Origin of the sequence: Streptomyces racemochromogenes, assembly GCF_039535215.1 — a bacterium.
Classification (GTDB): Bacteria; Actinomycetota; Actinomycetes; order Streptomycetales; family Streptomycetaceae; genus Streptomyces; species Streptomyces racemochromogenes.
The window spans coordinates 6,443,836-6,462,797 of record NZ_BAAAWT010000001.1 but is presented as its reverse complement, the minus strand read 5'-3'; the positions used below and the strand labels follow the sequence as shown (position 1 = coordinate 6,462,797).

Below are 18,962 nucleotides of genomic sequence, written 5' to 3'. Positions count from 1 at the left end.
GAAATGGCGTGAATACCTGGAACACCGGCGATTTCCGGCACTCTCGCCGACCATTGTGTGCGCCGTCCAGGTGGTGACCGCAAGCCGGGGATGCCACCGTGGCAGGGTGAGCCGGACCTCCGCCGGGCCGTGGCGGGACGCCCTCGTCGCCGTCGTGGCGGGCTTCGCGGTGATGACCGCGGTGGCCGCCGCCGGGCTGGCCTGCGCCGGCGCCGGCGACCTGCCGGGCGGGGCCTTCCCCCGGGTGGTCGCGGCGGTCGTCGTGATGGCGGCCGGGGGCTCGGTCGAGGTCTCCGGGGACGCCGGGTTCCTGGCCGGAGCCGACGCGAGCCTGTCCGTACTGCCCCTCTCGGTGAGCCTGGCCGGCGCGCTCACCACCGGGTGCCTGTTCCTGCGCCCGCTGCGCCACCGCGCGGTGGCCGGGACCCGCGAACTGCTCGCCCGGGCCGGGCGGACGGGGGTGCTGTGGCTGGCCCTGCTCACCCTGTTCGCGCTCCTGGCCCGCCAGACCTTCGGCCTGAGTACGGACGGCTCCCCGCTCGGGGAGATCGGCGAACTGCTCGGCTCCGCCCCGACGGTGGGCTTCCGGGCCGCGATCGGGCCCACGCTGCTGTACGGACTGCTGTGGTTCCTGGGCCTGTTGCTGATCGCCCTGCTGGTCTCCGCCCGCACCCCGCTCCCGCCGGGGCTGCTCCGCTTCCACACGGCGGTGCGGCCGGCCGCCCACGCGACGGCCGTGCTGCTCCTGGCGTACGTGGTCCTCGGCCTCGGCGCCGGCCTGGTGGTGGCAGCCACCCAGGGGCACGCGGCCCGCACCCTGGCGGTGCTCCTGCTCGGCCTGCCGAACCTGGCCTGGTTCGCCCTGACCGTCGGCTTCGGCGGCGCCTGGCGCGGCGTGGCCGAGGGGCCGTTCGGCCTGCCGGTGCCGCCGCTGCTGGACCAGGTCCTGCGCGGGCCCGTGCCGTCCACGGTCGACGTGGCCTCGCTGGCGGAGCGCGACCCGCGGGCGTGGTGGCTGGTCGTGGCGGCCGCCGTCGCGCTGCTCGGCACGGGCGTGCTGGCCGCCGTACGCTCCCCCGCGCGGGTCCGGCCCTGGCAGCACGCGGCGCACCTGGCGGTGGCGGTGGGCCTGGCGACGCTGACGGTGTGTCTGCTGGCCGGGGTGCAGGCCCGGTTCGGTCTGTCGCTGCTGGGGCTCGGGGACGTCTCCGGGCCGGGGGGCCGGGTCGAGCTCACCCCGTACCTCTGGCGCACCACCGGCCTTGCGGTGCTGTGGGGTGCGGTGGCCGGCTTCCTCGGCGCCCTCCTGGCCCGCCCCCTGCGCCACCCGGGCCGGGTCGGCTAGCCGCTGCGCTCCCGTCGCCGGAACACCGGGAGGGCCCAGCGCGGCGGCGGGGACGGCGGGCCCTGCTCCTGCCGCTCCCGGGGGCCGCGGGGCGACCCGGCGGCGGCCCGGCGCAGTGCGGCGGTGAACTCCAGGCAGCTGCCCCACCGTTCCCCGGGCGGCTTCGCGAGGGCCTTGGCCAGCACCTCGTCCACGGCCGCCGGGAGTTCCGGGCGGCGTTCGCTCGGGGCGGGCGGGGGGTCGTACTGGTGGGCCCAGAGCAGGGCCATGTCGTCCTCGCGCCGGAAGGGCGGGCCGCCGGTGAGCATCTCGTGGACCACGCAGCCGAGGCTGTAGACGTCGCAGCGCCCGTCGACCGGCTTCCCGGCGATCTGCTCGGGCGCGACGTAGTCGAGGGTCCCGACGAACTGTCCGACGCTGGTGAACCCGGTGAGCGAGAGGGACTTCTTCGTCAGGCCGAAGTCCGTGAGGTAGACGTGTTCGGGGTGCTCGCTGTCGGTGCCCTCGGCGACGAGGACGTTGCCGGGTTTGACGTCCCGGTGGACCAGGTCGTGGGCGTGGGCCGCGTCGAGCGCGGAGGCGACCTGGGCGGCGATGCGGGCGGCGGTGTCCACGGGCAGCGGGCCGGTGCGGTCGAGCAGGGCCCGCAGGTCCTGCCCGGCGACGTAGCGCATGGCGATGTAGAGGATGCCGTCCGTCTCGCCGGCCTCGAAGACGGGCACGATGTGCGGGTGGTCGATGGCGGCGGCGACCTTGGACTCGTGGGTGAAGCGCCGGCGGAAGGTGTCGTTGCGGGCGAGCTGGGGGGCCAGCAGTTTCAGTGCGACCGTCCGGTCCAGGCGCAGGTCGCGGGCCCGGTAGACGACGGCCATCCCGCCGCGCCCGATCTCCTCCTCGACGAGGTAGCCGGCGAACCGCGTGCCGGTCAGTCCGGCGGGTGGTCCGAGGTCCGTCATGGGCCCCCTCCCCCGTCGGGGCGGTCGGCGACGCGCGTGGGGTCGTGCGGTGTCTCCCGTAGGGCGGCCCGCGCGCCGGTGTCCGCCCCGCCGGGCTCCGGCTCCGGGGCGGGCGGGGCTCCCGGCTGCGAGACGACCGCGTAGGTGGTCGGGCGGCCCCCGTCGGCGTACAGCCACCGTCCCTCCGCCTCCTCGTACAGCCACACGGACTCGCCGTCGATGACGATCCCGGCGCGCAGGCCCCGTACGGCCTGCCGGAAGCCGTCGCCGGCGGCGCCGGGGGCGGTCTCGCGCAGGGCCCGGCGGTAGCGGTCGAGGGTGTCGGCCGTCCGGGTGAGGAGCGGTTCGGGGTCGTCGGTGCGTTCGAGGGGCCGGCCGGTGGTCGGCGGGGGCTGGGGCACCGCGACGAGGAGGCGTGCGTCGACCCAGGCGGACCAGCCGTTGGAGCACAGGACCTCCCCCCATTCGCCGCGCCGGGACAGCAGGCGGACGGGGAGGAAGGGGTCGAGGGCGGCGGTGGGCCGGGAGACGTCGGGGGCTTCCCAGGCGGGCAGTCCGTCCTGGGGGACCACGTGGGTGGGGCGGAAGGCCGCGGGCTCCGGGGAGTCGGTCATCGCCGGGGCCTACTTCCGCATCACGGCCGGCTCGTGGCGGCGCAGCAGCCGGGCGACGAGCACCGTGAAGAGCACGGAGAGGGCGGCGAGCATGCCGACGTCCAGCAGCCAGACCCCGGCCGAGTGGGCGAAGAGGGGGTCGTCGGTGAGGGGGCCGGGGACGGTCCTGCCGAGGTCGATGGTGCCCGCCATGGCGCCGAGCGCCCAGCGGGAGGGTACGAGCCAGGCGAGCTGCCCGATGACGGGTACGCCGTCGAGCTGGAGCAGAGCCCCGCAGAAGACCACCTGCACGATGGCGAGGAGGACCAGCAGGGGCATGGTGACCTCCTCCTTCCTGACCAGGGCGGAGACCAGCAGGCCGAGGGTCATGGCGGTGAAGGACAGCAGGGCGACGGCCAGGGTGATCTCGACGAGGGGGGGCAGGAAGACCCCGGTGGAGCCCGGGGGTACGAGCCGTACCCCGAACAGGCCGACGAGGGTGAGGACGACGGCCTGGGCGACGGTGATCGCGCCGAGGACGGCCACCTTGGACAGCAGGTAGGCGCCCCTGGACAGGCCGACGGCGCGTTCGCGCTGGTAGATGACCCGTTCCTTGACGAGTTCGCGGACCGCGTTGGCGGCTCCGGTCAGTACGCCGCCGACGCACAGGATGAGCAGGGCGTTGATGGCGGTCTCCTGGGTGAGGGCGCTGCCGGCCAGGGCGCGGGTCATGGCGCCCATCACGAACGGCAGCGCGACCATGATGACGAGGAAGGTGCGGTCGGCGCCGAGGGCGGTGGCGTAGCGGCGGACCAGGGTGGAGAGCTGGGCGCGCCGGCTCTGCGGCTGGGGCGGCGGCTCGGCGAAGCCGGCCGGTCCGGGGGGTGCGGCGTCGGGGGCGCGGGGGCGGCGGCCGGGGCCCGTCACGTACCTGCGGTGCTGGGGCGAGGCCTCGTACTGGCCGGCCCAGTCGCGGTCGCGCTGGTTCTCGAAGGCCTCGAAGGCCTCGGGCCACTGGTCGAAGCCGAAGAAGCCGAGGGTCTCGCCGGGCGGCCCGTACCAGGCGACGCGGCCGCCGGGGGCGAGGACGAGGAGGCGGTCGCAGACGTCGAGGCTGAGGACGCTGTGGGTGACGACGATGACGGTGCGGCCGTCGTCGGCGAGGCCGCGCAGCATGTGCATGACGGAGCGGTCCATGCCCGGGTCGAGGCCGGAGGTGGGTTCGTCGAGGAAGAGCAGGGAGGGCTTGGTCAGCAGTTCCAGGGCGACGGAGACGCGTTTGCGCTGGCCGCCGGAGAGGCTGTGGATGGGCTGGTCGGCGCGCTGCCCGAGGCCGAGCTCGCCGATGACCTCGTCGACCCTGGCGAGGCGTTCGGCCTTGCCGGTGTCCTGCGGGAAGCGCAGTTCGGCGGCGTAGGCGAGGGCGCGGCGGACGGTGAGCTGGGCGTGCAGGATGTCGTCCTGGGGGACGAGTCCGATGCGGGAGCGCAGTTCGGCGTAGTCGCGGTAGAGGTCGCGGCCGTCGTAGAGGACGGTGCCGTGGTCGGCGGGGCGCAGTCCGGTGAGGGCGCCGAGGAGGGTGGACTTCCCGGCGCCGCTGGGGCCGACGACGGCGAGCAGGCACCGGGTGGCGACGGGGAAGGAGACGTGGTCGAGGAGGGTCTTGCGGCCGTGGTCGACGGCGACGGCGAGGTCCTGGACGTCGAGGGAGACCTCGCCGGTGTCGGTGTACTCCTGGAGCTGGTCGCCGACGAGGCAGAAGGCGCTGTGGCCGATGCCGACGATGTCGCCGTCGGTGAGGGGGGCGACGTCGACGGGGGTGCCGTTGAGGTAGGTGCCGTTGTGGCTGCCGAGGTCGGCGATCTCGTACGTGCCGTCGGGGAGGGCGCGCAGTTCGGCGTGCCTGCGGGAGACGACGAGGTCGTCGACGACGAGGTCGTTGCCGGGGTCGCGGCCGATGCGGACGGTGGTGCGGGCGGGCAGTGGCCGGACGCTGGTGGGGCTGCGGAAGGTTCCGGTCATGGCCGGGTCGGCGACTGCGGAGGGGCGGGAGGCGGCGGCTCGGGGAGGCGTGCGGCTGCTGAGGAGGGCGCGCGGGCCGTCCTGGGCGCTGCCGAAGCGCAGTTCGCTGCCGGGTCCGACGGCCCATTCGTGGACGCGGTGCCCGTCGGCCCAGGTGCCGTTGGTGCTGTGCTCGTCCTCCAGGGTCCAGTGGTCGCCCTCGGGGCGCAGGACGGCGTGGTGCCAGGAGACGCGGTCGTCGTCGAGGCAGATCTCGCAGAGGGGGTCGCGGCCGACGCGGTAGCTCCGGCCCGGGCTCATCTCGGTGGAGCCCATGGCGGTTTCCAGGACGAGTTCGGGCGCGGTCGCCGCACCGGGCCGCTGGACCATGGACAGATTTTCCCACGAACCGCGGCAACCGGCAGGAGGGGCATCGCCGCAGGTCAGAGGGTTCTTATGGAGAATGACAACGGTCCCCGTTGCAGCCTTTGCCGATCTCGGCGCGGTGCGCTTCACTTCACGCGTCGGAACCGAACAAACGGGGGAAGCCATGAGCCGGCACGACCACGACCACGCGCACGAGCACACCGGGGCGGGCCACGCCGGGCACGGGCACGACGGGCACGGCCACGGTCCGGGCGGGCACAGCCACGGCGTGGACCCGGACGCCGACCGCCGCTGGCTGGCGATCGCGCTCGCCCTGATCGGCGGTTTCATGGCCGTCGAGGTGGTCATCGGCGTGATGGCCCATTCGCTGGCCCTGATCTCCGACGCCGCGCACATGCTGACGGACGCCGTCTCGATCGTCCTCGCGCTGATCGCGATGCGGCTTGCGGCACGTCCGGCGCGGGGCGGGTTCACGTACGGCCTCAAGCGGGCGGAGATACTCTCCGCGCAGGCCAACGGTCTGACGCTGCTGCTGCTCGCGGTGTGGCTGGCGTACGAGGCGGTGCGCAGGCTGCTGGACCCGCCGCCGGTGGAGGGCGGGCTGGTGCTGGTGACGGCGCTGGCCGGGATCGTGGTGAACGTGGGCGCGGCCTGGTGCATCTCCCGGGCGAACCGGTCCTCGCTGGCCGTGGAGGGCGCCTACCAGCACATCCTGAACGACCTGTTCGCCTTCATCGGGACGGCGGTGTCCGGTCTGATCGTGCTGACGACCGGTTTCGTGCAGGCCGACGCGATCGCCACGCTCGTGGTGGTGGTGCTGATGGTGAAGGCGGGCTACGGGCTGGTCCGGGAGTCGGGGCGGATCTTCCTGGAGGCCGCGCCGGCGCACGTGGACCCGGACGCGGTCGGCGACCGCCTCGTCGCCCACGTGCCGGTGACCGAGGTCCACGACCTGCACATCTGGACGATCACCTCCGGGCAGGCGGCCCTGTCCGCGCACGTGCTGGTGGAGCCGGCGGGCGACTGCCACGCGGTGCGCCGGGAGCTGGAGCTGCTGCTGGCGAAGGAGTACGGGATCACGCACACCACCCTCCAGGTCGACCACGTCCAGGACGCCCTGCTGTCGGTGGGCCGGCCGGGTGAGGACACGGGCGCGGACCCGCACTGCGCGGACGCCCACGGGCCGGTGCACCGCGAGGGCCCGCACGCGCACTGACGCACGCGCACCGACGCACGCGCACCGGCGGACGCCCCGATGGGCGCCCCGATCACTGAGCGGGGCGCCGGCGGGGCATGTATGGCCTCCGTGACGGAAGCGAAGAGGTACAGGCAGAGCGCCGGCCTGCTGTTGTTCCGCCGGACCGCGGAGCAGGGGGTCGAGGTGCTGCTCGGCCACATGGGCGGTCCGCTGTGGGCCGGGCGGGACGCCGGGGGCTGGGCGATCCCGAAGGGCGAGTACGGGCCCGACGAGACGCCCCGGGACGCGGCCCGCCGGGAGTTCACGGAGGAGCTGGGGGTGCCGCCGCCGGAGGGGGACTACCTGCCGCTGGGGGACGTCCGGCTGAGCAGCGGGAAGCTGGTGACCATCTGGGCGGTGGAGGCGGACCTGGACCCGGCGCTGACGGTGCCGGGCACCTTCACGATGGAGTGGCCCCCGCACTCGGGGGTCGAGCGGGAGTTCCCCGAGCTGGACCGGGTGGCCTGGTTCACTCCCCCGATCGCACGGAACAAGCTGATTGTCGGTCAAATTCCGTTCCTGGAACGATTGTTGGCACTATTGGCGGATTGACCTGACCTTTACTTGCCAACAAACCCCACCTGCGTGGACATTGCACATATGACGAACGTCGTGCTGGTGGGAACCCTGGACACCAAGGGTGTCGAGTACGGCTGGCTGCGCGAGAGGCTGCTGCGCGCCGGCGTCGAAGTGGTGCTGGTGGACACGGGGATCATGGGAGAACCCCGGGTGCCCGCCGACGTGCCGCGCGAAGCGGTGGCGCGGGCGGCGGGCACGGACCTGACGGAACTGCGCGCGGCCGCCGACAGGGGCGCGGCCGTGACCACGATGGCCCGGGGCGCCGAGGCGACCCTGTTACGCCTGCACGCCGAGGGCCGGCTGCACGGCGTCCTCGCGATCGGGGGCAGCGGCGGCACCTCCATAGCGACCCGGGCGATGCGGGCGCTGCCCCTGGGCGTGCCGAAGGTGATGGTCTCCTCGATGGCGTCCGGGGACGTCTCCCCGTACGTGGGCTCGGCGGACATCACGATGATGTACAGCGTGGTGGACATCGCCGGGATCAACAGCGTCTCGGCCCCGGTGCTGGCCAACGCCGCGGAGGCCGTCGCCGGGATGGCGAAGGGCTACGCGCGCGCCGCGCTGGACCGCAGCAGGCCGGCCCGCCTGGGCTCGGGCTCGCGGCCCCTGGTCGCGGCGAGCATGGCCGGGGTGACCACCATCGGCGTGGACGCGGCCCGGGAGCGGCTGGAGGAGCTGGGGTACGAGGTCCTGGTCTTCCACGTCAGCGGCGCGGGCGGCCGCACCCTGGAGACCCTCGCCGGGCAGGGGGTGTTCGCGGGGGTGCTGGACCTGACCCTGAGCGAGCTCGCCGACGACCTGTGCGGCGGCATCCTCACCGCCGGCCCCGACCGGCTCAGCGCCGCCGGACGGGCCGGAGTGCCGCAGGTGGTGAGCCTGGGGGCGCTGGACATGGTGAAGTTCGGGCCGCTGGAGAGCCTGCCCGAAAGGGCCCGCTACCGGCGGGTCCGCGTCCACAACCCCTCGATCACGGTGATCCGTACGACCGAGTCGGAGTGCGCGGAGCTGGGGCGGCGGGTCGCAGCGAAACTGCGCGCCGCGACCGGGCCGACGGCGGTCTGCGTCCCGCTGCGCGGGCTGTCCACGCTCGGCGCGCCGGGCGGCCCGTACCACGACCCCCGTGCGGACCTGGCGCTGTTCTCGGCGCTGCGCGAGGGGTTGCGGGGCAGTGCGGCCCGGCTGTTCGACTACGACACCCACATCAACGACCCGTCCTTCGGGCGGGCGGCGGCCGACCGGCTGCACGCGATGATCGGGGCGGTGTCGGCGGCGGCCTGACCGGCATGCGGGACGCGCGCCGGATTGGGAACCGGCCGTGGCGGAAAAGTGTCCCAGCAGGTGGCCGGTCGGGGGACGACCGGCCGGCCGCCCGCGGGCGGCCGGTGACGCCACGGACGGGGGCGCATGATGGGCAACGGCTGGACGGTACCCGGTTACACCGAGGTCCGTGAACTCGGCGCGGGCGGCAGCGGCCGGGTCGTGCTCGCGCTCCACGACGCCACCGGCACGGCCGTCGCGGTGAAGTACCTCAGCGACCGGATGCGCGAGGACCCCGCCTTCGTCCGGGAGTTCCGCGCCGAGGCCCGGCTGCTGGGCGGGCTCGTGTCGCCGTACGTGGTGGGCCTGTACGAGTACGTGGAGGCCCCGGCCGGCGCGGCGATCGTGATGGAGCTGGTCGACGGGATCTCCCTGCGCGCCGTGCTGCGGGAGACCGGCCGGGCGGACGCCGAGGCCGCCCTGGTGGTGCTGAAGGGCTCCCTGCTCGGACTGGCCGCGGCCCACCGGGCGGGCGTCGTGCACCGCGACTACAAGCCGGAGAACGTGCTGGTCGCGCCCGACGGCTCCTCCAAGCTGGTGGACTTCGGGATCGCGGCGGGCCGCGGCACCACCCCCGGTGTGGCGGGCACCCCCGCCTACATGGCGCCGGAACAGTGGCAGGGCCGGCCGGCCTCGCCGACGGCCGACGTGTACGCGGCGACCGCGACCTTCTTCGAGTTCCTGACCGGCCGCAAACCGTACGACGGGGCGAGCTTCGCCGAGCTCGCCGTCCAGCACATCGAAGCCCCGGTCCCGGAGACCGAGGCCCCCGAGCCGGTGCGGCCGCTCATCCGGCGGGGCCTGGCCAAACGGCCGGAGCAGCGCCCGGAGAACGCCGAGGCGTTCGTGGCCGAGCTGGAGGCGGTGGCGGTGGCCGCCTACGGGCCCCAGTGGGAGGAGCGCGGGCAGCGCAAGCTGGCCGCGCTGGCGGCCCTGCTGCCGCTGCTGTTCCCGTCGGCGGCCGGCGCGGCGGCCGGCACCACCGCGGTGGCCACCACCTCGGTCGGCGGCGGTTCGGGCTGGGCGCCGGGGCGCGGCGGCTGGCTGGCGACGGGCCTGGCGCTGGTACTGGGAGCGGTGCTGGTGTTCACGACGGACGCGGGCGCCGGTACCCCGCCGGGTGCCTCCGCGCTCAGCGACTTCGCCACGACGGGCCCGGCCACGCCGGGGCCGGCCACGCCCGCGCCGGGGCCGTCCGCCTCGCACTCGGCGTCCGCCTCACCGAGCCCCTCGCCGTCGTCGTCGCCGAGCCCCTCGCACTCCCCGACGCCCACGCACTCCCCCTCCCCGAGCTGGAGCCCGTCGCCGAGCCCGACGCCGACGCCGACGCCGACGCCGACGGTCAGCCACTCGCCGACCCCGACGCCGACCCCGACGCTGCGGGTGGACAAGCTCAGCGTCACGCTCCAGCCCGGGGTCTACCGCGGGCAGGCGGAGGTCTCGCTGTCGGCCCAGGGCAGCGGGCCCGTCACCGTGACCTTGCAGTGGTTCCTCGGTGACACGCAGGGGGCGTACTCCGTGCCCGACGGCACCGACACCGTCGTCGTCCAGGCCGGCTCCCTCGCCTCCGTGGTCCAGGCGCACACCTTCAGCCGGGGCCACGGCTGCTACGGCGGGGTCCGGGTCACCACCAGGCCGGCGGCCGCGAACGGCTCCGCTTCCGCCTCCGCACTGCTGTACCGCTGCCAGGACCAGGAGGTCCCGCGATGAGCGATCCCCGTGTCCCGCAGGACCCCGCCGACGACGAGTACAGCGCCACCGTGCTCGGCAGCCACTGGTTCAGCGGCCCGCCGCCCCCGGCGGACGCCGCGCCCGACCGGGTCGAGGGTTCCGTGCTGCGGTTCGGGCCCGGGGTGACGGCGGCCATGGCGCCGCCGTTCCCCCTGGTGCCCGCCGCTCCGCCCGGGCCGCGGACGGCCGCGCGTCGCGGGGGCGGATGGCGGCGGTACACCCTGGCGGCCGTGGTACTGGCTGCGGTGCTCGGCTACCTGGCCTGGCAGCGGTTCGGGCCGGCCGTCGAGGTGCGGGAGGTGGCGGTCTCCACCGACCCGCGGGGTCCCGGGTGCGGGGCGGCCGCCGATGTGGTGGCCGTCGTACGCACCAACGGGCGCCCCGGAACCCTCACCTACCGCTGGGTCCGCAGCGACGGCACCCGCTCGGAGGAGCTCACGGAGCGGGTCCCCGCCGGGCGGAAGGAGGCCACGCTGCACCTGCTGTGGACCTTCCAGGGCACCGGCAGCTACCCGGCGAGGGCCGAACTCCAGCTGGTCTCGCCGGTCGAGCGGACGGCGGCGGCCGAGTTCACCTACCGGTGCCCCCGGTAGGGCCCCGTACTTCCGGCCGGGGCGGGTGTGGCCGTCCGGCCGAAGCCGCGGCACGGGCCGCGCTGGTTGACGTCGGGCCCGACGGAACGCGGCCGTCCCGCACGCATGCCGAGTCCGCGCGGAAGGCCCGCGGCCGCTTCGGGGAGCGGCCGCGGGCCGTTTCGCGTTCCCGTCCCCCGCCGCAACCGGGGGACGGTGCCTGTGGGGAGCGGCCGGCGGGACGGCGCCGGTCGGCTCCCGGTCCGGACGGGGTCCCGTCCGGAGGTCTGGTGGCTAGAACCGCGCGTGGGCGGTGATGTCCGCCTGGAACTCGCCGGTCATCGCGGGGGTGACCGTGGGCCTGCACTGCGCCACGGCCGCCAGGTAGTCCTCCGTGCCGGCGCCGGGCTGCGCGGCCGCCGCGCCGCGGGCGCCCACCGACTCCAGGTCCCGTTCGAAGGACACCTGCGCGGCGATCCGCGCGGCGTGCTCGATGTCGGCCGGGGTGAACAGCTCGGTCGCCGCCACCAGCGCGGCCACGTCCACGCCGGTCCGCCCGGCCGTGTAGCGCGACCAGATGGCGGCGCGCGCCCCGGCGTCGGGGGTGCCGATGGGGATCAGGTAGTCGAAGCGGCCGGGCCGCAGGAAGGCCGGGTCGAGGGAGCGGATGGAGTTCGTCGCGCAGACCAGCAGCCGCTCGTCGCCCTCCCGGAAGCCGGGGATCAGCTTGAGCAGCTCGTTCGTCACGCCGTGGATGCCGCCCGGCTGCGCCGGTTCGGTGCGTACGGGTGCGATCTCCTCGACCTCGTCGATGAAGACGAGGACCCGCTCCAGCTCGGCGATGCGGGCGAAGGCGACGCGCAGCGCGGCGGCGAGGTTGCCCTCGTCGGCGAGGCGGGAGGGCAGCAGCTCGACGAAGGGCCAGCCCAGCCGGGAGGCGATGGCGCGGGCGAAGGTGGTCTTGCCGGTGCCGGGCGGCCCGAAGAGGGTGATCGCGCGCGGCGGCCGGACCCCGTGCGCGGCGGCCCGCTCCGGTTCGGCGAGCGGGAGGACCACGCGGCGTTCGATGAGCTCCTTCTCCGTCTCCATGCCGGCGACCTTGACCCACAGGTCGTTGGGCAGGAAGCGGCCGCCGAGGTCGTCGAGGAGGCCCGCCGCCGGGCCGTGCAGGGGCTCGGTCTTCTCGAAGTACGCGACGGCGGGCTGCCGGGTGTAGCCGGCGTTGAGCAGGCCCTCGCCGAGCAGGTCCTCCTCGGGCAGCACGTACGCGATCCGGCCGACGCGGGCGGCGATCAGGCGCCGCTCCAGTTCGACGAGGAGCGCGCTGGCCAGGCCCCGGCCGCGCCAGCCGGAGGCGATGGCGATCCGCATCACCCAGGCCCGCTCCCCGGTGACGCTGGCGAGGGCCGCGCCGATCGGGACGCCCTGGTGGACGGCGACGACGCAGGGCTGCCGGTCGGTCAGCGCGCTGATGCACTCGGCGAGCGAGAAGACGGACTCCTGGCCCAGTTCGGCCGTGGTGTCTATGAGATGGACCACCGCCGCGAGATCGCTCTCGCGGTAGTCGTGGATGAGCCAGTTCACTCGGTACCGCCCCTCGTTCGTGCTCCTGCGGCGAGGCTAGGGGCGGGTGGGCCCGGCGATCACGCACCGCGGTGCACAACAGCGGGCCCGGAAGTCCGCCGCGGCGTCCATAGACCGGTGCGTTCCGCCGAAGCCGCCCGCCCGGGACGGGCGTGCCTTCGGCGGTTCCGCCGATTCACAGGGGATTCATACGGGACACCGGGCTCCGGGCACAGTTTCGCCGGGGAGGCTCGGACGCATGATCCCTCGCACCCTCCCCCGACCGGCCGGCCGCCCCCGCTCCCGTGCCCGCGCCCGGCGGGCGGCGCGGGTCCTGCTCGCGCTGACTTCGACGGCCGCCCTGCTGAGCCTGGACCTCCCCGAGGCGCAGGCGCTGCCGCCGCTCGGCGTGACCGTGCGCGCCGGCGACGACGCCACGGCGGCCCGGGTGGGCGCCCTGTTCGCGGGCGGCACGGACGGCGGGCACTTCTGCACGGCCTCCGTGGTGCGCAGCGCCGGCCGTGACGTGATCGCCACCGCCGCGCACTGCCTGGGTCACCCGGAGGGGACGGTCTTCGCGCCGGGCTACCGGGACGGCGGGGCCCCGTACGGGCTGTGGCGGGTGACCGGCGTGTTCACGGCCCCGGCGTGGACCGAGGGGGAGGACCCGGACGCGGACATCGCCTTCGCGACGGTCGCCCCGGCGGACGGCGCGGTGACGGGGAAGGTGGAGGACGCGGTCGGCGGCTTCCCGGTGGCCACCGGGCAGCCGGGGGACGTGACCGTGACCGTCGTCGGCTACCCGAGCACCGAGGAGGCCCCGCTGCGCTGCGCGAACGCGACGAGCCTGTTCTCCGCCACGCAGCGCCGGATCGACTGCCCCGCCCTCAGCGGCGGTACGAGCGGCAGCCCCTGGCTGGCGGGCGGCGCGCTGGCCGGGGTCCTGGGCGGCCACGAGGGCGGCGGCACGGTCCCGGACGTCTCCTACAGCGCGGTCATGGGCACCACGGCCCTGGACCTGTACCGCGAGGCGGCCGGCTAGGCGGTGTCTTTCGGATCAGGCGGGTTCGAACCAGGCCGGCCCGTCCGTCAGGGCGCGGCGGATGCGGTCCAGGGCGAAAGGTTCCAGCGGGGGCAGGGCGTCCGGTGTGAACCAGGCCGCCTCCAGCAGTTCCCCGTCGGCGGAGCGGGGCTCGCCGCCGGTGGCGCGGCAGCGGAAGGTGATGTCCTGGAACTGGCAGACGTCGCCGTTCGGGTAGGTGACCGGTGCGAGCATCTGGACGAGGACCACCCGCTCGGGGACGCACCGCACGGCCGTCTCCTCGTACACCTCGCGCACCGCCGTCCCCGCGGGCTGCTCCCCCGGCTCGGCGATCCCGCCGACCAGGGACCACTTCCCGGTGTCGGCCCGCCGCCCGAGGAGCAGCCGGCCCAGGTCGTCGACGACGACGGCGGTGACGCCGGGCAGCAGGAGCAGCCGGTGGCCGGCGCCGCTCTCCCTGATCTCGCGGATGTACTCGGGTGTGGTCATGCCGCGACCCTACGGGGCCCGGTGGCGGCGGCCGTCGTCATGCGGCCCGGCGGGCGCGAACCCGGCGGGTCAGCGACCAGCCGAGGCCGCCGGCCGCGACGAGGAGCAGCGCGTATTCGGGGAGCGGGCCCAGGCGGGTGGCCGGGGTCTGCCCGGAGCGCAGCGGGATCTCGGCGACGAGGGCGTCGGCGGTGAACATCTCGGTCTGCCGGGTGACCTTGCCGTCGGGCTGGATGACGGCGCTGACGCCGCTGGTGACGGGGACGAGGACGGTGCGGCTGTGCTCGACGGCGCGGATGCGGTCCATGGCCAGCTGCTGGTAGGTCATCTGGGTCCGGCCGAAGGTGGCGTTGTTGCTGGGCACGGCGATGACCTGGGCGCCGGCCCGGACGGTGGAGCGGACGGCGTCGTCGAAGGCGGCCTCGTAGCAGGTGACCATGCCGACGCCGGTGCCGGCCATGTCGAAGACGCCGGGCTCCTTGCCGGGTCCGAAGTCGCGGCGGACGCGGTCCACGTCGGAGCTGAAGAGCCGGACGAAGGAGCGCATCGGGATGCGCTCGCCGAAGGGCTGGATCTTGCGCTTGTCGTAGGTGTCCGTGGGGCCCTTGACCGGGTCCCAGAGGATCATGGTGTTGCGCAGCGGCCCGGTCTCGGGGGCGAGGACGGAGCCGATCGCGGTGGGTACGCCGATGGTCTTGACGGCGTTGTCGATGACGGCGTGGGCGTCGGGCTGGGTGAACGGGTCGATGTCGGAGGAGTTCTCCGGCCACAGGACGAAGTCCGGCTTGGCGGCGCGGCCGGCCTTGACGTCCTCGGCGAGCTGGACGGTGCGGTTCGCGTGGTTGTCGAGGACCTGACGGCGCTGGGCGTTGAAGTCGAAGCCGGCGCGCGGCACGTTGCCCTGGATGACGGCGGCGACGGCCGTGCCGTCCTCGGCGGCGTCGGAGACCAGCGGGCGGGCCGCGAGGCCCGCGCCGACGGGGGCGGCGACGGCGAGCGCGGCGAGGGCGGCGGCGCCGCGCCGGGGGTCGCGGCGGGAGGTGCGCAGGACCTCGTACAGGCCGAAGCCGCACAGGGCGACGCCGAAGGAGAGCAGCGGGGTGCCGCCGACGGCGGCGAGCGGGGTGAAGACGCCGTCGGCCTGGCCGAAGGCGAGCTTGCCCCAGGAGAAGCCGCCGAAGGGGGCCCGGGCGCGCAGGGCCTCGCCCGCGGTCCAGACGGCGGCGGCCCACAGGGGCCATCCGGGCAGCCGGCCGACGAGGGCGATGCCGAGGCAGGTGAGGCCGATGAGGAGGGATTCGAGGGTGACGAGGGCGATCCAGGGGACCGGGCCGACGCCCTCGCTGGTCCACACGAGGAGCGGCAGCAGGAAGCCGAGCCCGAAGAGGAAGCCGAGGCCGAAGCCGGCCCGGGCGCGGCGGCCGCGCAGGCAGCCGGCGAGCAGGGCGAGGGCGAAGGGGGCCAGCCACCACAGGGGGCGGGGCGGGAAGCTGAGGTAGAGCAGCACTCCGGCGGCTCCGGCCAGGGCGGAGCGCACCAGCCAGGCGGCCTTGTGCTCCTCCCGGCGCGGGGAGGCGCCGGCTTCGGCTGCGGCTTCGGAGGGGGCGACGGCCGCGGTCCGTCCGGCGGGCTGCGAGGGCTCGCTCTCGGCGGCGCGGGTGACACTGCTGCTCATCTGGCGGAGTGTACGTCCCCGTGCCCCAAGGGCCGGTAAGGAGCCGCTCGACGCTACCGGGCGAGGGCGCGCAGGTGGGTGCGGATGACCCGGACGGCGTTCTCGGCGTCGTCGACGGTGACCGTGAACAGCTTGCCGTCTCCGAGCCGCAGCTCGACGCCCTCGCCGCGCCGGACGATGACGGCGGTGCCCTTCTCGGGGCGCCAGCGGTAGCCCCAGCCGCCCCACTGCTGGGGGGTGATGCGGGGGAGGAACTCGGCGGAGGCGACCTCCGCGAGGCGGATCGTGCGGCGGGGCAGGCCGATGTGGCCGCAGCGCACTTCCAGGGCCTCCGCGTCGACGGTGACCGCGACGTGCACGAAGGCGAGGGTGCCGAAGAGGATGAGGAGCCCGACGGCGAGGCAGCCGATCACGGACATCAGCAGCGGGACGAACCCGGCGGTCCAGGAGTTGTCGACGGCCAGCTCCACGCCCAGGGCCAGGCAGGCCGCACCGGCCGCGGCCAGCAGCCACTGCACGCGGTTGGAAGCCCGGCCCGTCCAGAGGGGGCCCGCTGGGTGACCCGTCATGAGCAGCAGCGTACCCACGTTCCGCATCCCCGCCACCCCCCTGCGCCAGTCGGCGCATCCTGCCCCCCGCCAGACGCCCGCCCGCGCCCCGCCTGACCCGAACCTGGGGCCGGGACGGCCCCGGGGGCCCGTTGCGGGGCCGGGGGCCCGTTGCGGGGCCGGGGGCCGGCCCGGCCGAGCGCAGGCGCGTCCGGGGGCCGGCTCAGGCCGGCCGCAGACGAGCCCAACGCAGGAATGCCCGGAGTCCGGCTGAGTCCGGCCGCAACGGAGCCGAGCGCCGGCGCACCCAGGGTCCGGCTCGCCATGGCAGGCATGCCCGGGTGCGGCTCAGCCGGGCTCGGTCGAGCCGGGCCCGGCCGGTCCGCGGCGGGGAGGCCGAGCCCGGGACAGCCGTCGGCCCGGGCTTCGAACGGGGCCCGGCCGGCCGGCCCCGGCCCCGGGCCGGGGGTCAGCCGCAGCCTCCGCAGCCGCCCCCGCAGCCGCCGTCGCCGCCGCAGCTTCCGCCGCCCCCGCCGCAGCCGCCGGCGGCCGTCGTGCCGGTGGTGCCGGTGGCCGTGGCCCGCTTGGCGCTCTTCGCGCTCTTCGCGCGGCCCGCCTCCCTGCGGCGCGCCTCCTCCTGCTCCCGCCGGCCCCGGGTCGCCTCCCGGTAGGACACCCCGGCCGGGTTCCAGGGGCCCAGGCCGTGGCGCCGGCGGGGCAGCAGGGGCGCGCCCGTGACCTGGCAGGTGATGGTGCTGCCGTAGCCCTCGTACACGGCGCACTCCAGGACCACCTCGGCCCCCTCGCGCGGCACCCCGTGGAGCAGCGCCTCGAAGGGTTCGGCGCGGCCGTCGACGTCGTGCAGCCCGCCCCGCGGCAGGCCCGCCGTCCCGGCGGCCAGCAGCCGGGCGCCCCCGAGGGTGTCCCGGGTGGCCGGGCGGTAGCAGAGCAGCGGCCGCCCCGCCGTGTCGTCGGCGTCGGGCAGCAGCCAGAAGTGCCCCGAGGGGGAGATCCGTACGCCGACGACCAGCGCGGGCTGGTCGTGCTCGTACAGCCGGCGGGTGGCCAGGTCGGCGGCCCAGCCCCGGCCCAGCAGGGTGCTCCCGAGCACCAGCAGGACCAGGGCCACCCGCTGCTGGCCGACCGCGTCGTACGGGAAGTCGCCGGGGCCGGTCCCGAGGTCCTCGACCAGGCCGTCCCCGAGGATCCCGGCGGCGGCGAGGCAGAGCAGCGCCCCGACGATGATCCGGGTGTTCCCGCGCCCCTCCTGCCCGGACGGCAGCCGGTCGGGGAGCGGGTAGCGGGCCGGTCCGGCGGCGGCGAGGGCCAGCCGCTCCTGCGCCCGCCGGGACCGCATCCGCAGCAGCGCCCCGGCCAGCGCGTACGCGGCGGACAGGCACACGAGGACCGCCCCCGGCCCCCTGGAGAGCGCGGTGGCCGACTCCGCCACCAGCAGGGCGGCGGCCGCCGCGGCCGCGCCGGGCAGGAACCGGTACCAGAGGGGCAGGGCCACCAGCAGCACGGCCGCCGGATAGAACCGCCACGCCGTGCCCACCGCGGCGGCCGGCTCCACGTCGCGGAGGACCAGCACGAGTGAGACGGTCACCAGGACAGCGAGGAACCAACTCCCCGCAGCGGGGGCGAAGATGACGGGGGTCCGGGCCTTGCGGAAGCGCTCGGACTCCTCAACGCCCCATGTCCGCACATTACTTGCCGGTACCACACCGGCGGGCAGGTGCTTGGCATAGGCAATCACGGGCCCAGTATGCGAGCCCGGCCCGGACCTTGTAACCGCCTTTTGCCGCCCGCCGCGTCAGTGCTGGTGGGCCTGCTGCCGGTCCGCGAGCAGGCGGCCTTCGGCGTAGCCGAGGGCGGCGTCGGGCAGCGTGGAGGTCCGGCCGCTGTGCAGCACCGTCAGGCCGCCGGTGCGGGGCAGGTCCGGCGCGGGTTCGAGGCCGATGCGGCGCAGCGCCTGCACGGCGACGGCCTCGGCGGAGCCGTGGTAGACGAGCTCCACTCCCCCGGTACGGGCTGCGAGGGCGGCCCGGATGGACTCCTCGACGAGTTCGTAGTGGGTGCAGCCGAGCACCACGTCCGTGACGTCGGCCGGGGTGAGCGCCGCGGCGGCGGCGACGGTGCGGGCGACGGCCTCCTCGTCGCCGTGCTCGACGGCGTCGGCGAGCCCGGGGCAGGGCACCTCGGTGACGCGGGCCCCGGCGGCGAAGTCGCGGATCAGCCCGCGCTGGTACGGGCTGCCGGTGGTGGCGGGGGTGGCCCAGATGGCGACCCGTCCGCCGGCGGCCGCGGCGGGCTTGATCGCCGGGACGGTGCCGATGACGGGGATGCCGGGCTCCAGCTCGGCGCGCAGGGCGGCGAGGGCGTGCACGGAGGCGGTGTTGCAGGCCACGATCAGCGCGTCCGGGGCGAGCGCGGCGGCGGCCCGGGCCACGGCGCGGGCGCGCTCGGTGATGCCGGCGGGCGTACGGGGCCCCCAGGGCATCCCGTCGGGGTCGGAGGACAGCACCAGATCGGCGTCGGGCCGCAGCCGACGCGTCGCGGCGGCCGCAGCGAGGAGGCCGATTCCCGAGTCCATGAGCGCGATCTTCACCCGGTCACTTTAGTCGACGCGCCCGTCCCGCCCCCGATCCCCCCGCGGCCCCGACCCCCGCCCCGCCCGGGCGCCCTCCACCCAGCCCTGCTCCTCCGCACGCACCACGACTCTCCGCCCGGCGCCCGCCCGACCCGGCACCCGGCACCCACCCGGCCCCCACGTGATCCCCGGCCCCGTGCCGCGCACCACGCCCCTCCGCCCGACTCGCCCGGCCCGGCCCCCGCCCCGCCCCGGCCCCTGCCCCGCCCCGGCGCCCGCCCGGCCCGCACGGCCCGGCCCGCACGGTCCGGCCCGCCCCCCGGCGCGGAGCGCGACT

The 18,962-nt window shown here is 75.7% G+C and carries 16 protein-coding genes; 7 read left to right on the top strand and 9 right to left on the bottom strand.

Annotated elements, in window-relative coordinates; translation table 11 throughout:
- Positions 1 to 106: 106 nt before the first annotated feature.
- Positions 107 to 1,345, top strand: a complete 1,239-nt coding sequence (locus tag ABD973_RS29960) for a streptophobe family protein (protein ID WP_345503244.1) — start codon at positions 107 to 109, stop codon at positions 1,343 to 1,345.
- On the opposite strand, the gene ABD973_RS29955 is transcribed toward ABD973_RS29960, so the two are convergent.
- Genes ABD973_RS29955 through ABD973_RS29945 form a run of 3 tightly spaced genes read right to left on the bottom strand, consistent with a single transcriptional unit; the run spans position 1,342 to position 5,285 of the window.
- Positions 1,342 to 2,301: a serine/threonine-protein kinase gene (locus ABD973_RS29955; protein ID WP_345503242.1), complete on the bottom strand. Its 960-nt coding sequence runs from the start codon at positions 2,299 to 2,301 to the stop codon at positions 1,342 to 1,344. The genes ABD973_RS29960 and ABD973_RS29955 overlap by 4 nt on opposite strands.
- A complete protein-coding gene (locus ABD973_RS29950) occupies positions 2,298 to 2,915 on the bottom strand; it encodes a hypothetical protein (RefSeq protein ID WP_345503240.1) in 618 nt (205 codons plus the stop codon). Before ABD973_RS29950 ends, ABD973_RS29955 begins: the two co-directional genes overlap by 4 nt.
- A gap of 9 nt (positions 2,916 to 2,924) precedes the next feature.
- Positions 2,925 to 5,285 (bottom strand): FHA domain-containing protein, encoded by a 2,361-nt coding sequence (locus tag ABD973_RS29945; protein ID WP_125820183.1) that lies wholly within the window; start codon positions 5,283 to 5,285, stop codon positions 2,925 to 2,927.
- Positions 5,286 to 5,445: 160 nt separating this feature from the next.
- Between ABD973_RS29945 and ABD973_RS29940 the strand changes: the two genes are divergently transcribed.
- The 5 genes from ABD973_RS29940 to ABD973_RS29920 all read left to right on the top strand — a co-directional run bounded on the left by ABD973_RS29940 (position 5,446) and on the right by ABD973_RS29920 (position 10,739).
- Positions 5,446 to 6,498 carry a cation diffusion facilitator family transporter gene (locus ABD973_RS29940; protein ID WP_125820184.1) on the top strand — a complete coding sequence of 351 codons (1,053 nt, stop codon included), beginning with the start codon at positions 5,446 to 5,448 and terminating at the stop codon, positions 6,496 to 6,498.
- 90 nt (positions 6,499 to 6,588) lie between these two features.
- A complete protein-coding gene (locus tag ABD973_RS29935) occupies positions 6,589 to 7,071 on the top strand; it encodes an NUDIX hydrolase (RefSeq protein ID WP_345503236.1) in 483 nt (160 codons plus the stop codon).
- Positions 7,072 to 7,119: 48 nt separating this feature from the next.
- On the top strand, positions 7,120 to 8,376 hold the full coding sequence (locus ABD973_RS29930; protein ID WP_125602542.1) for a Tm-1-like ATP-binding domain-containing protein: 1,257 nt from the start codon (positions 7,120 to 7,122) through the stop codon (positions 8,374 to 8,376).
- A gap of 126 nt (positions 8,377 to 8,502) precedes the next feature.
- Entirely contained in the window at positions 8,503 to 10,125 is a 1,623-nt protein-coding gene (locus ABD973_RS29925; protein ID WP_386381957.1) for a serine/threonine-protein kinase, read from the top strand.
- Positions 10,122 to 10,739, top strand: coding sequence for a hypothetical protein (locus ABD973_RS29920; protein WP_125820185.1), 618 nt, complete (start codon positions 10,122 to 10,124; stop codon positions 10,737 to 10,739). Before ABD973_RS29925 ends, ABD973_RS29920 begins: the two co-directional genes overlap by 4 nt.
- A gap of 273 nt (positions 10,740 to 11,012) precedes the next feature.
- Here ABD973_RS29920 and ABD973_RS29915 read toward each other — a convergent pair whose 3' ends face one another.
- A complete protein-coding gene (locus tag ABD973_RS29915) occupies positions 11,013 to 12,302 on the bottom strand; it encodes an ATP-binding protein (protein ID WP_125820186.1) in 1,290 nt (429 codons plus the stop codon).
- A gap of 238 nt (positions 12,303 to 12,540) precedes the next feature.
- On the opposite strand from ABD973_RS29915, the gene ABD973_RS29910 reads away from it, so the two are divergent.
- Positions 12,541 to 13,323, top strand: coding sequence for a trypsin-like serine peptidase (locus ABD973_RS29910; protein ID WP_125820187.1), 783 nt, complete (start codon positions 12,541 to 12,543; stop codon positions 13,321 to 13,323).
- A 15-nt stretch (positions 13,324 to 13,338) separates the two neighbouring features.
- Here the strand turns inward: ABD973_RS29910 and ABD973_RS29905 are convergent, their stop codons facing one another.
- From ABD973_RS29905 to ABD973_RS29885, 5 genes are all read right to left on the bottom strand, one after another.
- Entirely contained in the window at positions 13,339 to 13,812 is a 474-nt protein-coding gene (locus tag ABD973_RS29905) for an NUDIX hydrolase (protein WP_125602550.1), read from the bottom strand.
- A gap of 37 nt (positions 13,813 to 13,849) precedes the next feature.
- Entirely contained in the window at positions 13,850 to 15,487 is a 1,638-nt protein-coding gene (gene lnt / locus ABD973_RS29900; protein WP_125820188.1) for an apolipoprotein N-acyltransferase, read from the bottom strand.
- A gap of 53 nt (positions 15,488 to 15,540) precedes the next feature.
- Positions 15,541 to 16,056, bottom strand: coding sequence for a hypothetical protein (locus ABD973_RS29895; RefSeq protein ID WP_241253137.1), 516 nt, complete (start codon positions 16,054 to 16,056; stop codon positions 15,541 to 15,543).
- A gap of 448 nt (positions 16,057 to 16,504) precedes the next feature.
- On the bottom strand, positions 16,505 to 17,791 hold the full coding sequence (locus ABD973_RS29890; RefSeq protein ID WP_345503229.1) for a hypothetical protein: 1,287 nt from the start codon (positions 17,789 to 17,791) through the stop codon (positions 16,505 to 16,507).
- A gap of 57 nt (positions 17,792 to 17,848) precedes the next feature.
- Positions 17,849 to 18,643 (bottom strand): glutamate racemase, encoded by a 795-nt coding sequence (locus ABD973_RS29885; protein WP_345503227.1) that lies wholly within the window; start codon positions 18,641 to 18,643, stop codon positions 17,849 to 17,851.
- Positions 18,644 to 18,962 lie beyond the last annotated feature (319 nt).